The organism is Streptomyces sp. NPDC127177, from assembly GCF_042672475.1.
Lineage (GTDB): Bacteria > Actinomycetota > Actinomycetes > Streptomycetales > Streptomycetaceae > Streptomyces.
Window position 1 is genome coordinate 81390 of sequence record NZ_JBHXUW010000008.1, and the last position, 13951, is coordinate 95340.

Genomic DNA, 13951 nt, shown 5'->3' on the forward strand with positions numbered 1-13951 from the left:
GATGATATGCAGCCGGGCAAGGGACTCCTCATGATCCAATTCGACAAGGTCCACAAGCGCTTCCCGAACGGCACAACCGCAGTGCACGACCTCAGTCTTGAACTGCCGGAAGGCGGCGTGACCGTCCTCGTCGGATCTTCCGGTTGCGGCAAGACGACGACCCTTCGCATGATCAACAGGATGGTCGATCCGACCTCGGGGACGATCCGGGTCAACGGCAAGGACGTCCTGGAGCAGGACGCCGCCGAGCTGCGCCGCTCCATCGGCTACGTCATCCAGCAGTCCGGGCTCTTCCCGCATCGCACGGTCCTGGACAACATCGCGACCGTGCCGCTCCTGCTCGGCTGGGGCCGGAAGAAGGCGCGGGCCCGGGCGGCGGAACTCCTGGAGACGGTCGGCCTCGCCGCCGACGCCGGCAAGCGCTACCCGCACCAGCTCTCCGGCGGTCAGCAGCAGCGCGTCGGCGTGGCCCGCGCGCTCGCGGCGGACCCTCCGGTACTGCTCATGGACGAGCCGTTCGGCGCTGTGGACCCCGTGGTCCGCACCCAGCTCCAGGACGAACTACTGCGTCTTCAGAGGGACTTGAAGAAGACCATCGTCTTCGTCACGCACGACATCGACGAAGCCGTACGGCTCGGTGACCGCATAGCCGTCTTCCGCACCGGTGGCCACCTCGTGCAGTGCGCCGGACCGGCGGAACTCCTGGCCCGCCCCTCGGACGCCTTCGTCGCGGACTTCCTGGGCGCGGAGCGCGGACTGAAGCTGCTGTCCCTGACGACGCTCGCGGACGTCCCCCAGGGGCCCGCACCCGAAGGCGGCCGCTGGCAGCTGACCCTCGACGCCGCGCGCAAGCCGCTGGCCTGGCGCGACAGCGAGACCGACGCGCAGACGCCCGCCCGGCCCCTGCGGGACACGGACTCGCTCCTCTCGGCGCTCAACGAGTCGATCGCGGCGCCGAGCGGGCTGGTCGCCAGGGTCGACACGGACGGCGTCCTCACGGGTGTGACGTCCCGCGAGGACATCCACGACCACGCGGGGCACGTGCACAGCGAGGCGAGCAAGGTGGTCGCATGAGCGTCGACTGGTCGTGGATATCCGACCACGCCGGTGATCTCACCACCCTCGCCCTCTCCCACCTCCAGGCCGCCCTCACCGCCGTACTCCTCGGCCTGGTCGTCTCCCTCCCCCTGGCCGTGGTCGCGCACCGCGTACGCAGACTGCGCGGGCTCCTCCTCGGGCTGTCGAACGTACTGTTCACCATCCCGTCCATCGCCGTCTTCGTACTCCTGCTGCCGGTCAGCGGACTGACCCGCACCACCACCGTCATCGGCCTGACGATCTACACGCTCGTCGTGCTCCTGCGGAACACCGTCGAGGGCCTGGACTCCGTCCCCGCCAGGACAAAGGAGGCCGCCGAGGCCATGGGCACCCGGCCGCTGCGCACCCTGCTCACCGTCGAACTGCCCCTCGCGCTGCCCGTGATCATGGCGGGGGTGCGGATCGCGACGGTGATGGCCATCTCCCTCGTCTCCGTGGCCACGTACATCGGCGACGGCGGGCTCGGGCAGCTCTTCACGGACGGGTTCCAGCGCAACTTCCCCACCCCCGTCATCGTCGGCGTCGTCCTGACCCTGCTCCTCGCACTCGTCGCGGACGCGCTGCTCGTCATCCTCCAGTACGTCCTGACCCCCTGGACCCGCCGACAGAAGCAGGGGGCCTGACCTCATGTACGAACTCTTCAAGGGCCTCGGCGCCTGGCTGGTCAGCGGCGACCAGTGGGCCGGCCCGGACGGCATCGGGCACCGCCTCGCCGAGCATCTCCAGTACTCGCTGCTCGCCACCCTCATCGCCGCCGCCATCGCGCTGCCGGTCGGGCTGCTCATCGGGCACACCGGGCGGGGCGCCTTCCTCGCCATCAACCTCGCCGGTTTCGGACGCGCGCTGCCCACGGTCGGGCTCGTCGTCCTGGTCTTCCTCGCCAGCGGTCTGTCGATGTGGCCCGTCTACATCGCCCTGGTGGCGCTCGCCGTACCCTCCATCGTCACCAACACGTACGCCGGGATGACCGCCGTCGACCCCGAGGTGCGGGACGCGGCGCGCGGGCAGGGGATGCGCGGGCACCAGGTCCTCCTCCAGATCGAGCTCCCCCTCGCGCTCCCCCTGATCATGACCGGGCTCAGGCTCGCGCTCATCCAGGTCGTCGCGACGGCCACCATCGCCGCGTACGTCTCCTTCGGCGGGCTCGGCCGGTACGTGTTCGACGGGCTCGCCCAACGCGATCTCGTACAGGTGCTCGGCGGTGCCGTGCTCGTGGCAGTCGTCGCCGTCGTACTCGATCTGGCGCTCGCCGCACTCCAGCGCTTCCTTTTCAGCAACCGCCCCGCCAAGTCGGCCCAGGAGCAAGCACGATGAACCGAAGGAACCTCATCGGCGGGCTGTTCGCCGCCGCCGCCGTCCCCGCACTCGCCTCCTGCAGCGGTGGGATCACCTCACTCGACGGGCAGGGATCGGGTGGCGGAGGCGGGGGCTCCAGCAAGGACGGTGTCACCATCGGCACCGCCAACTTCACCGAGAACCAGGTCCTCGGCCACCTCTACGCCGCCGCTCTCGAGGCGGCCGGAGTGAAGACCACGGTCCGCCCCAACCTCGGCACCCGCGAGATCCTCATCCCCGCGCTCAAGGGCGGCGACATCGACCTCCTGCCCGAATACCAGGGCGCGCTGCTGCACTACCTCGACGCGAAGGCCACCGCCACGGAGGAGGGCGAGATGCAGAACGCCCTCGCCATGGTCCTGCCGGCCGGCCTCCAGATCCTTCCGTACGGCACGGCGGAGGACTCCGACGCCTTCGTCGTCACCCGGGAGACCGCCGACAAGTACGGTCTGAGCTCGCTCGCCGACCTCGCCCGGCACAACGGGAAGCTCGTCATCGGCGCGGCACCCGAGGTCAAGAAGCGCACAGTGGGCGCGGTGGGCCTGAAGGACGTGTACGGCGTGGAGTTCAAGGAGTTCAAGTCCCTGGACTCCTCGGGGCCACTGGTCAAGGGCGCGCTCAAGAAGGGCGACGTGGACGTCGCGAACCTCTTCACCACCGACACCGACATCGTCGCCGAGCACTGGGTCGTCCTCACCGACCCCAAGAACCTGGTGCCCGGCCAGCGCGTCGTCCCCCTGATCGCCGACCGCAAGGCCGACTCGACGGTCCGCAAGGCGCTGGCCCGCCTCGGCAACGCGCTGACGACCAAGGACCTCACCGAGCTCAACCGCCTGGTGGACAAGGACAAGAAGGATCCCGAGGACGTCGCGCGCGACTGGGCGGCAGAGCACGGGATCAAGAAGAAGTAGCCGTCACCGGACCGAGACGGCAGAACACACCAGCGAGAGGCCGGGTAACCGAGTCATGGCAGCTGAAGACCTGGTGGAGCGACGCTCCATCGACGTCGTCCCGGACGACGAACGGCACGGGAAGGCGTTCAGTCAGTTCACCCTCTGGCTCGGCGCCAACCTCCAGATCACCGCGGTCGTCACGGGCGCGCTCGCCGTCGTCTTCGGCGGCGACGTGGTGTGGTCGGTGACCGGCCTCCTGCTGGGCAATCTGCTCGGCGGCACCGTCATGGCCCTGCACTCCGCGCAGGGCCCGAAGCTGGGCCTGCCCCAGATGATCCAGTCCCGCGCCCAGTTCGGGGTGCGTGGCGCGGTCGTCCCCCTCCTGCTGGTCGTCCTCATGTACGTGGGCTTCTTCGCGAGCGGCAGCGTCCTCGCGGGACAGGCCACCGCCCAGCTCACGCACACCGACGACACCACCGGCATCATCGTCTTCGCCCTCGTCACCGCCGTCACCGCGGCGGTCGGCTACCGGGTGATCCACGTCCTTGGCCGGGTGGCCAGCGTGGTCTGCGCGCTCGCCTTCATCTACCTCGGCATCCGCCTCCTGGATCGCGTGGACCTGTCGGCGCTGCTCGGTGACGCACACTTCGACCTGCCGATGTTCCTGCTGGCGGTGTCGCTCGCCGCGTCCTGGCAACTCGCCTTCGGGCCGTACGTCGCCGACTACTCGCGCTATCTGCCGCGCACGACGTCGGGACGGGCCACGTTCTGGTGGACCCTCTCGGGATCGGCCGTCGGCTCGCAGTGGTCGATGACGTTCGGAGTGCTCGTCGCGGCGAGCGCCGGGGAGGCCTTTCTCGATGACCAGGTCGGATACGTCGTCGGCCTGGGCGGCACGGGCCTGATCGCATCGTTCCTGTACTTCGTGATCGCGCTCGGCAAGCTGACCATCAACGTGCTCAACACCTACGGCGGCTTCATGTCGATGGTGACCGGGATCAGCGGGTTCCGCGGCCAGAAGACCCTGTCGCAGCGCGGCCGGACCGCGTACATCGCACTGATCATGGTGGCGGGAACAGCAGTGGCACTCCTGGGCAAGGACAGCTTCCTGACGTCCTTCAAGGACTTCCTGCTGTTCCTGCTGACCTTCTTCACACCGTGGTCGGCGATCAACCTGGTCGACTACTACCTGATCTCACGGGAGCGGTACGACATACCGGCGCTCTCCGACCCCGCGGGCCGCTACGGCGCCTGGCGCTGGGACGCCCTCACGGTCTACGGGGTGGGAATCCTCGCCCAACTCCCGTTCCTCGCGACGGCCTTCTACACGGGCCCGCTCGTGGCCCCGCTGGGCGGCGCGGACATCTCCTGGATCGTGGGCCTCGTGATCCCGGCGGCCCTGTACTGGCTGCTGGCCCGTCGCGACACCTCGCACGTCCCGCAGGACGCGCAGTACGCCCCGGCCGCACCGCGGGAGCGCTGACCGGCCGACGATGCCGCAGGCCCATGTGAGGGCCTGCCCCGCGGCGTGCGGCGCGGAAAGGGCCGCACTCAGCCTCGGACTTGGGACGGGGCGACCACGCGTCGCCCCGCTTCCGTTTCGCGGAACACCAGTGCCGTCGGGAGTCAGCCGCCGGCCGATCGTCAGCCGCTGTCAGTCGACAAGCGTGCCCAAGTGGGCCGAGGCGACCGGTTCCTGTCCACCGATCGGACGCACATCGGTCGGTGTGCGGTCCGAGGTCCAGATGGCCTCGAGTCCGAGCGGGCGGTATCCGTCTTCCTGTGTCCACTTCAACGAAGGCTTACGTTCCTGCGCATGGGCGGGCACCAGGGGCCCCGGCAGCGCCGTGCGTTCGATACTCCCCAGGCGTCGCTCGAATTCGGCCTGCAGCCGATTCAAGGTGTGCAGGAAATCCTCAAGCGGGGTGCTTCCCTCGTACATCTACTCCTCGTTTTCTTCATAATCTCCTCGCCGCACGCAGGATCGGCATGCGGCGAGGATCGGATGCACATGTGATCGGCGGAGGCGGCATGCCCCGCAGCCACACCCTTCGAACGGCGTCATATGCGATAAGGAAGGGGGTTTTCACTGCCGCACCCGAGACAACGATCTCCCCCGCCGCGAGGAATGCAGCATTCGGGTGACTTGTGAAGAAACTGTGCACCCCTTGTGGGATCGCGCGCATCGCCTCGGCCCGCGACGCGTCGGGCCCCTCGCCGCCCTCACCGGGCGCCGTCTCCCCGGCCCGGGAGGCCGGTCATCTATCGTGATCACCGGCAACTCCCGTATCCAGAGGAAGCGTTCATCCTGGTGACAGCACATATGGCCGCTCTCCGTCCGCTGCCGGAACTGCTCCGCGAACACGCCCGGCAGCTCGGCACCAAGACCGCCTTCCAGGACGGCTGTTCGCGTGTGACCTACGGTGAACTCGAGCTGCGAACCGGCCGGCTGGCGGGACACCTCGTCGGCCTCGGCCTGCGGCACGGGGAGCGAGCGGCGATCCTTCTGGGCAGCCGGGTGGAGGCGGTCGAGAGCGTCCTCGCCGTCCTCAGGGCGGGCGCGGTCGGTGTTCCGCTGGACGCGCGCAGCACCACCGCCGAGTTGGAGCATCTGCTCGACGACAGCGGGGCCCGGATCGTCTTCACCGACCGGTCCTGCCTGGTGCGGCTGCTGCCGTTGCTGGCCGACCGCCCCCGGCTGGACGTGGTGCTCGTCGACGATGCCGGGACGCCGGACGGTGCCGAGGCAGCGGGGACGGGTGACGGCACGGCCGGCGGAACGGACCTGCTGAGCTACACGACCCTGGCGGCCACCGAGCCGTCCGTGCCGGCCCCGGACGATCTCGGGCTCGACGAGGTGGCCTGGCTCCTCTACACCTCCGGGTCGACCGGCCTGCCCAAGGGGGTGCTGTCCACCCAGCGCAGCCGGCTGTCGTCGGTGGCCGCCGGTTTCGTCGGTGTCCTCGGCCTGTCGGCGGACGACCGTCTGCTCTGGCCCCTCCCCCTCCACCACGCCATGGGGCAGCTCCTGTGCGTCCTCGGGGTGACCGCGACCGGAGCGTCCGCCATGCTCCTGCCGCGGTTCTCCGTGACGGACGTACTGGCTGAACTGCGGGGTTCCGTAGACCCGTTCACGCTGCTTGCCGGTGTACCCGCGACGTACGGCAAGCTCGTCGACGCGGTGGGGAACGACGGGCCGGGGGCCGGGCTGGGGGCGCCCGCGCTGCGGGGCTGCGTCAGCGGAGGCGCGGCCGCCTCGCCCGGTTTCCAGCGGGCCTTCGAGGAAGTGTGCCGGGTTCCGTTCCTCGATCATTACGGAAGCACCGAGGCGGGGCCCGTCACCATGACGGCGCCGGGTGCCGCCCGCCCGGCCGGCTCCTGCGGCCGTGTGCTGCCAGGCATGCGGGCACGTATCGGCGACGGCAGCGGCGTCGAGGGCGACGGCTCGGGCGAGGGAGAGCTGTGGGTCTCCGGGCCCGGAGTCATGGCCGGGTACCACCAGCGGCCCGACGACACCGCCGAGGTCCTGCGTGACGGGTGGTACCGCACCGGTGACCTGGCCCGGATCGGCACCGACGGTGAACTCACCCTGACGGGCCGGGTCAGCGAGCTGATCATCCGGGCCGGGCAGAACATCCATCCCTCCGAGGTGGAGGCGGTACTCCTTGCGCTGCCGGGCGTCCGGGACGCCGCGGTGGCCGGTCTGCCGGACGCCGTGTTCGGGGAGGTCCCCGCCGCCTACCTGGTCGCGGCGGACGCCGGTGCCCTCGACCGGCGAGAGATTCTGGCCGCCTGCCGGGAACGCCTCTCGTCGTTCAAGGTGCCCGCCGTCCTCCACGAGGTGGACGCGATCCCCCGTACCGCCTCGGGCAAGGTCAGGCGGTACGCGCTCGCAGGCCTGGCCGCCCGTCCTCTGCCGGCCGGGCCCCTCACTCCCGTACAGGCGGAGACCGTGGACCTGACGGCCCTGGTGCGGGCCGAGGCCGCCGCCGTGCTCGGCTGCGCCGTGGACGAGGTGGAGCAGGGCACCGCGTTCCGTGATCTGGGTCTGGACTCGTTGACGTCGGCGGTGCTGTGCAACCGGCTGTCGGCGGAGACCGGTCTCCCGCTGTCCGAGGCGGCGCCCTTCGACTTCCCCACCGCGGCGGAGCTCGCCGCACACCTCCGGGCACGGCTGACCGGCGCGCCGGCGGCCACCACGTCCAGTCGCCCCGAGGAGGCCGGTCCGGACGAGGACCCCGTGGTCATCGTCGGCATGGCGTGCCGCTTCCCCGGCGGCGTGCAAAACCCCGATGACCTGTGGCGGCTGGTCGAGGGCGGGACCGACGCGATCACCCCCTTCCCCACCGACCGGGGGTGGGACGTGGACGGGCTGTACGACCCGGATCCCGCGCGGGCGGGCCACACCTACGTGCGCGCGGGAGGCTTCCTGTCCGGTGTCGACCGCTTCGACCCGGCCTTCTTCGGAATCTCGCCCCGCGAGGCCCTGGCCATGGATCCGCAGCACCGGCTGCTGCTCGAAGTCGCCTGGGAGGCCTTCGAGCACGCGGGCATCGATCCCGTCACGGTCCGCTCCACGCCCGTCGGTGTGTACGCCGGGCTCATGTACAGCGACTACGCAGGCCGTATCGCTCGCACACCGGAACGAGTGGAGGGCTATCTCGGCATCGGGAACGCGGGCAGCGTCGCCTCCGGCCGTATCGCCTACACCCTGGGCCTGGAGGGGCCCGCGGTCACCGTGGACACGGCGTGCTCGTCGTCGCTGGTGGCCCTGCACCTGGCAGTCCAGGCCGTGCGCAGGGGCGAGTGCTCGATGGCGCTCGCCGGCGGCGCCACGGTGATGTCGGCGCCCCTCTCCTTCGTCGAGTTCAGCAGGCAGCGCGCGCTGGCCCCCGACGGCCGCTGCAAGGCGTTCGGGGCGGCGGCGGACGGCACGGGGTGGGCCGAGGGCGCAGGCATGCTGCTGGTGACCCGGCTGTCGGAGGCCCGGCGGACCGGCTGTCCGGTCCTGGCCGTGGTGCGCGGTTCCGCGGTGAACCAGGACGGCGCGAGCAACGGCCTGACCGCACCGCACGGGCCGGCCCAGCAGCGAGTGATCCGCCGGGCCCTGGCCGACGCCCGGCTGGAACCCTCGGACATCGACGCGGTGGAGGCGCACGGCACGGGCACCCGGCTCGGCGACGTCATCGAGGCGGAGGCCTTCCTGGAGGTCTACGGGCAGCCCGGAACGCGGGAGAATCCGCTGTGGCTCGGCTCCGTCAAGTCGAACATCGGGCATACGCAGGCGGCTGCGGGTATGGCCGCCGTGATGAAGACGGTCCAGGCGATGGCACACGGCGTACTGCCGCGCACGCTGCACGCCGAGGAGCCGAATCCCGGCGTCGACTGGTCATCGGGTGCGGTGTCGCTGCTGACCCGTCCGGTGCCCTGGCCCCGGACCGGGCGGCCGCGGCGGGCAGGTGTGTCGTCCTTCGGGATCAGCGGGACCAATGCGCACGTGGTGATCGAGCAGGCGCCCGTGGAGCAGCCAGGCCGCCCGGAAAGCGGGGCCGGGGCCGCCCGCGTCGCCGCGGACCCGGCGGCGGCCGTGGCGTTCCCGGTGTCGGCGAGGACGGCTCCCGCGCTGCGGGCGCAGGCCCGGCGGCTCCGTGCCCACGTGGCCGAACACCCCGGAACGGATCTGCTGGACCTCGGCTTCTCGCTGGCCACGACCCGTTCCCGGTTCGAGCATCGTGCGGTGCCGGTGGCCGCCGGCCGTGCGGAACTGCTGGCCTCACTCGACGCGGTGGCCGAAGGGCGCTACCTCCCGGGGCCGACGAGGAACGGCTCCCGCCCCACGGGCCCGGTGGCCTTCATGTTCACCGGGCAGGGCAGTCAGCGGGTCGGCATGGGCCGGGAGCTGTACGAGACCCATCCCGTCTACGCCCGTTCCTTCGACGAGATCTGCGCTCTGCTGGACCCCCTCCTGCCCGAGCCGCTGCGGGACGTGGTGTTCGCCGCCGAGCACGCCGGGAGCACGGAGGAAGTGGCGGGCGCCGGGGGCCCGGGCGCGGGTGGGCTCCTGCACACCACGCGTTTCACGCAGCCCGCGCTCTTCGCCCTGGAGGTCTCCCTGTTCCGGCTGCTGGAGTCCTGGGGTGTACGCCCCGACATGGTGGCAGGGCACTCGGTCGGCGAACTGGCGGCGGCGCACGTCGCCGGGGTGCTGTCCCTCGCGGACGCCTGCGCCCTGGTCGCGGCACGGGGCCGTCTGATGGACGCGCTGCCCGCCGGTGGGGCAATGGCCTCGGTGGAGGCCGGCGAGAGCGAGATGGCCGCATACCTGGCAGGCCGTGCGGACGCTACGCGGCACCTGGACATCGCGGCCGTGAACGGTCGCACCGTGGTCGTCTCCGGGGACGAAACCGCGGTGCTGGAGGCAATCGCGCACTGGCGTGAACTGGGACGCGCGACGACGCGGCTGCGGGTGAGCCACGCCTTCCACTCGGCGCACATGGAGCCCATGCTCGGCGCCTTCGCTCCGGTCGCGAGCGGGATCCGCTACTCCCCGCCGGTCCTTCCCCTCGTCATGGCGGTGGCGGGCCGCCGGGCGACCACCGAGGAGATCTGCTCGCCCGGGTACTGGACGGACCACGTACGCCGACCCGTCCGATTCGCCGACTCGGTGCGGTACCTGCGCGAACAAGGGGCCGCACACTTCGTGGAGCTCGGCCCGGACAGTGTGCTCGCGGGCCTGGCACGCGACTGCCTCTCCGACCCCCGGCCGGCGGACGCGGCGGTCACAACGGCCGACGCGTCCGCCGGTGGTACGGACGCGCCCGCGCCTCTGGTCATCCCGACACTGCGCGGCTCACGGCCCGAAACCGGGGCGCTGCTCGCCGCGGTGGGCGAACTCCACACCCACGGTGTGGACGTGGACTGGCACGCGGTCTTCGCCGGACGCGGCGCACGGCGCGCGGCACTGCCCAGCTACGCGTTCCAGCGTGAGCGGTACTGGCTGGAGGCCGACCCGGCGGAGCCGGCGGCGGAACCCGGCGCCGCGCCCCACCCGTTCCTGCGGACGGTGACGCGGACGGCGGACGACGACGGACTGCTGCTGAGCGGCCGGCTGTCCCCGCGCGACCAGCCCTGGCTCGCCGACCACGCGGTGCTGGACACGGTCCTCCTGCCGGCAACGGCCTTTGTCGACATGGCGATCCATGCCGGAGACCACGCGGGAGCCTCCGTACTGGAGGAACTGACGCTGACGGCGCCGCTCGTGCTGTCCCCCGACGCCGAGGTCGAGCTCCAGGTGAAGGTGGGACGAGCGGACGCGCAGGGGCGCCGGGCCCTGGTGTTCCACGCACGGACGTACGCTCCCCGATACGACGCTCCCGGACCCGACGACCGCCCTTGGACCCGTCACGCCTCAGGAGTCCTGGCACCGGCAGACGTCGGCACTCCGGAACCGGACACTTCAGCCCGGCCGTGGCCTCCGGCGAGCGCCGTGCCGCTGCCACTCGTCAGCGACGCGGGGACCGGTCTCTACGAAGCACTGGCGCAGGAAGGGCTCTGTTACGGACCGGCCTTCCAGGGCCTGCGGGCGGCCTGGCGCCTGGGCGACGACCTCCTCGCCGAGATCGAACTCCCGGAGGACGAGCATGCGAACGCCGGCCTGTTCACCCTGCATCCGGCGCTGCTGGACTCGGCGCTGCACACCTTGACGTTGCATCAGGAAGCGTCTGGAACCGAGGTGTTGTCGCTGCCGTTCGCGTGGAGTGGGGTGCGGCTGCACTCGTCAGGCGCGCGCACACTGCGGGTGCGGGTGTCCCGGGCCGAGGGGAACACCGCGCGGCTGGAGCTGACCGACGGGGCCGGAGCTCCCGTCGCGACGGTGCGCGCGCTCGCCCTGCGCCCGCTCTCCCGCGAGCAGTTGAGCGGGGTACGGGCGCGGAGCGACGGCCTGTTCCACCTCGGCTGGACACGCATGCCGGAATCCGCCGCCCCGCTGCCGGCGCATCCGCCTCTGTACGGATTCCTGGCCGGGCCCAGCACCCCGATGAGCGAAGCACTCAGCCGGTCGGGCGTCCGGTCGGGGGCCTACCCCGATCCGGCCTCGGCCGCAGCCGACGCACCGACCGTCGTGGTGGCCTGCCCTCCGCCCGCCGGAGCGGAAGGGCCGGACCTGGCCCCGGCCGCACACCGTGCGGCCGGCTGGGCGCTGCGGCTCGTACAGGACTGGCTCGCCGAGGAACGTCTCGTCAACTCTCGTCTTGTCGTTCTCACTTCAGGCGTGGTGACCACCGGGTTCGAGACCGGCGAAGACGTCGGCGGCGGCGATGCCGCTCTCGTCCACGCACCTGTGTGGGGGCTGCTCCGGTCGGCGCAGACCGAGAACCCGGGCCGCTTCTCGCTGATCGACGTCGATGACCATCCGGCCTCCGCGGCGGCCCTGGCGCGAGTCCTGACGAGCCCGGAGCCGCAGACCGCCCTGCGCCACGGTGTCGCGTACGTACCGGAACTGGTCCGCGCACCCCGGGCGGCCACGGAAGCCGGTTCGCCGCTTCGGCTTCGCCCGGACGGCACCGTGCTGGTCACCGGCGGCTCCGGCTCCCTGGGCATGGCGACGGCCCGGCATCTCGTGGCCGCCCACGGGGTGCGGCACCTGCTGCTGGTTGGTCGGCGCGGAGCCGATGCGCCCGGAGCCGCCGAGCTGCGGGCGGAACTCACCGGACTGGGCGCGGAGGTGACGGTCGCGGCCTGCGATGTCGCCGACCGCACGGAGCTCGCCGCTCTGCTCGCGAGCGTGCCGGAGGCACACCCGCTGACCGGTGTGGTGCACACCGCGGGGGTCCTGGACGACGGCGTGGTCCCGGCGCTCACTCAGAAGCGGCTGGCGCGGGTACTGCGGCCGAAGGTGGACGCGGGCCTCGCCCTGCACGAGCTGACCCGGGGCAGCGACCTCGCGGTGTTCGCCCTGTTCTCGTCGGTGGCCGGGGTGTTCGGCTCCGGTGGCCAGGGCAACTACGCGGCGGCGAACTCGTTCCTGGACGCGCTGGCACAGCACCGCAGGTCGCTCGGGCTGCCGGGCACCTCACTCGCCTGGGGACCGTGGCAGCAGAGCGGTGGGATGACGGCGGGGCTCCGGGGTGCGGACCTGCGCCGGATGGCCCGTTCCGGTTTCGTCCCGCTGCGTACCGAGGAGGGCCTTTCGCTCTTCGACACCGCCGTTGCGGGGCGGGAGGCGGTCGTCGTGGCCGCTCGTCTGGACCCGAGTGCGACGAAGACGTTCGGGGGGCCGGGGGCACCGCTCTCCCGCGTACCGGGCCAGGGGCCCGTACGGAGGGCCTCCGCATCGCTCGCGGGACCCGGCGCCGAGGGAGCGGAACCCCTGCGCCGACGGCTGGCCGCCATGCCCGCGGGCGAGCGCGGTGCCCTGCTGCTCTCGCAGGTCCGAACGGAGGCCGCTCTGGCGCTCGGCCACGGCTCGGGGGATTCCGCGGTCGAGGCGGACCGCGCACTGGCGGAGCTGGGCCTGGACTCACTGGCCGCCGTCGAACTGCGCAACCGGCTCGCGGCACTGACGGGGCTCGCGCTGCCGGCCACGCTCCTGTTCGACTATCCGACGCCGCGTGGGCTCGCCGGCCAGTTGGAGGAACGCTGGTCCCAGGAGGCCGCTGAACCACTCGGCTCCTCGGCGTCCGCTCCCCGGCGGCAGGACGGTGCGGCGGAGGGCGAACCGGACCCGAAGGGCTCGAACACCGATTCCCTGTCCGCGCTGTTCCGTACGGCGTGCGCCCGCGGCAGGGCGTGGGACGGGATGGCTCTGCTGACCGTCGCAGCACGTCTGCGTGAGGTGTTCGGGGAACCCGAGGCCGTGGACTCGTCGCCCTCTCCCATGGCCCTCGCGGCAGGAGGCCCGGGGGCCCGTCTGATCTGCTTCCCTGCCCTGAGCGCGCTGTCGGGCCCGCACGAGTACGCCCGATTCGGGCCGGCCCTCCAGGACCGGCGCCCGGTCTCGGTGCTGCCGAATCCGGGGTTCCTGCCCCAGGAGCGGCTGCCCGCCACGCTGTCCGCCTTCGTGGCGGCCCAGACGGCCGCGGTGCGCGCGTGCGCGGGCGACGAGCCGTTCGTCCTGCTGGGGCGCTCGGCCGGCGGATGGGTGGCCCACGCGGTCGCCGAGGAGCTCGAGAGCACCGGCCTGGTTCCGTCCGCCGTCGTCCTGATCGACACCTACCCCGGCGAGGAGAACGGCCTCGGTGGGCGCGACGACGACGGATCCGCGCTCTCGGCGATGACCGCGGGCATGCTGGACAACTCCGCGCAGTTCGCCTCGGCCGAGACCGACCGGCTCACCGCGATGGCCGGCTACCTGGAGCTCTACGCCGGCTGGAAACCCGGCCCTGTGACGGCCCCCACCCTCTTCGTCCGGGCCGGGGACCGCCTGCCCGGCATCGAGGCCGCCGAGCCCTGGTGCCTGCCGCACTCCGAAATCACCGTGCCCGGCGACCACTTCACCGTTCTGGAGGACCACTCGACCACCACCGCCCTCGCCATCCACACCTGGCTCTCCGAGCACCTCCGCGACGGCCGGGAGGCCGGGCCGGACCCGAGCCCCCGGCCGTAGGCCGCCGGCACGACGGCGG

Annotated in this window: 7 protein-coding genes; 6 read left to right on the forward strand and 1 reads right to left on the reverse strand. The window is 71.9% G+C overall.

The window, feature by feature from the left end:
* The first annotated feature begins 6 nt into the window (after positions 1-6).
* The 5 genes from ACFVJX_RS08065 to ACFVJX_RS08085 are packed head-to-tail and all read left to right on the forward strand — an operon-like array spanning position 7 to position 4809.
* On the forward strand, positions 7-1074 hold the full coding sequence (locus ACFVJX_RS08065; RefSeq protein ID WP_384127456.1) for an ABC transporter ATP-binding protein: 1068 nt from the start codon (positions 7-9) through the stop codon (positions 1072-1074).
* Positions 1071-1721 (forward strand): ABC transporter permease, encoded by a 651-nt coding sequence (locus ACFVJX_RS08070; RefSeq protein ID WP_384127458.1) that lies wholly within the window; start codon positions 1071-1073, stop codon positions 1719-1721. Before ACFVJX_RS08065 ends, ACFVJX_RS08070 begins: the two co-directional genes overlap by 4 nt.
* Before the next feature lie 4 nt (positions 1722-1725).
* Positions 1726-2412: an ABC transporter permease gene (locus ACFVJX_RS08075; RefSeq protein WP_384127459.1), complete on the forward strand. Its 687-nt coding sequence runs from the start codon at positions 1726-1728 to the stop codon at positions 2410-2412.
* Positions 2409-3344, forward strand: coding sequence for an ABC transporter substrate-binding protein (locus ACFVJX_RS08080; protein ID WP_384127461.1), 936 nt, complete (start codon positions 2409-2411; stop codon positions 3342-3344). Before ACFVJX_RS08075 ends, ACFVJX_RS08080 begins: the two co-directional genes overlap by 4 nt.
* A gap of 55 nt (positions 3345-3399) precedes the next feature.
* Positions 3400-4809: a purine-cytosine permease family protein gene (locus tag ACFVJX_RS08085; protein ID WP_384127462.1), complete on the forward strand. Its 1410-nt coding sequence runs from the start codon at positions 3400-3402 to the stop codon at positions 4807-4809.
* Between the two features lie 171 nt (positions 4810-4980).
* On the opposite strand, the gene ACFVJX_RS08090 is transcribed toward ACFVJX_RS08085, so the two are convergent.
* A complete protein-coding gene (locus tag ACFVJX_RS08090) occupies positions 4981-5268 on the reverse strand; it encodes a hypothetical protein (RefSeq protein WP_384127463.1) in 288 nt (95 codons plus the stop codon).
* Between the two features lie 381 nt (positions 5269-5649).
* Here ACFVJX_RS08090 and ACFVJX_RS08095 point away from each other — a divergent pair, with 381 nt between their 5' ends.
* On the forward strand, positions 5650-13932 hold the full coding sequence (locus ACFVJX_RS08095) for a type I polyketide synthase (protein ID WP_384127465.1): 8283 nt from the start codon (positions 5650-5652) through the stop codon (positions 13930-13932).
* Positions 13933-13951: the final 19 nt, after the last annotated feature.

What these genes read in the sequence shown, in the direction of transcription:
- ACFVJX_RS08065 (WP_384127456.1), top strand. Translation starts at nt 7, where the DNA reads ATGCAGCCGGGCAAGGGACTCCTCATGATCCAATTCGACAAGGTCCAC.
- ACFVJX_RS08070 (WP_384127458.1), top strand. Translation starts at nt 1,071, where the DNA reads ATGAGCGTCGACTGGTCGTGGATATCCGACCACGCCGGTGATCTCACC.
- ACFVJX_RS08075 (WP_384127459.1), top strand. Translation starts at nt 1,726, where the DNA reads ATGTACGAACTCTTCAAGGGCCTCGGCGCCTGGCTGGTCAGCGGCGAC.
- ACFVJX_RS08080 (WP_384127461.1), top strand. Translation starts at nt 2,409, where the DNA reads ATGAACCGAAGGAACCTCATCGGCGGGCTGTTCGCCGCCGCCGCCGTC.
- ACFVJX_RS08085 (WP_384127462.1), top strand. Translation starts at nt 3,400, where the DNA reads ATGGCAGCTGAAGACCTGGTGGAGCGACGCTCCATCGACGTCGTCCCG.
- ACFVJX_RS08090 (WP_384127463.1), bottom strand. Translation starts at nt 5,268, where the DNA reads ATGTACGAGGGAAGCACCCCGCTTGAGGATTTCCTGCACACCTTGAAT.
- ACFVJX_RS08095 (WP_384127465.1), top strand. Translation starts at nt 5,650, where the DNA reads ATGGCCGCTCTCCGTCCGCTGCCGGAACTGCTCCGCGAACACGCCCGG.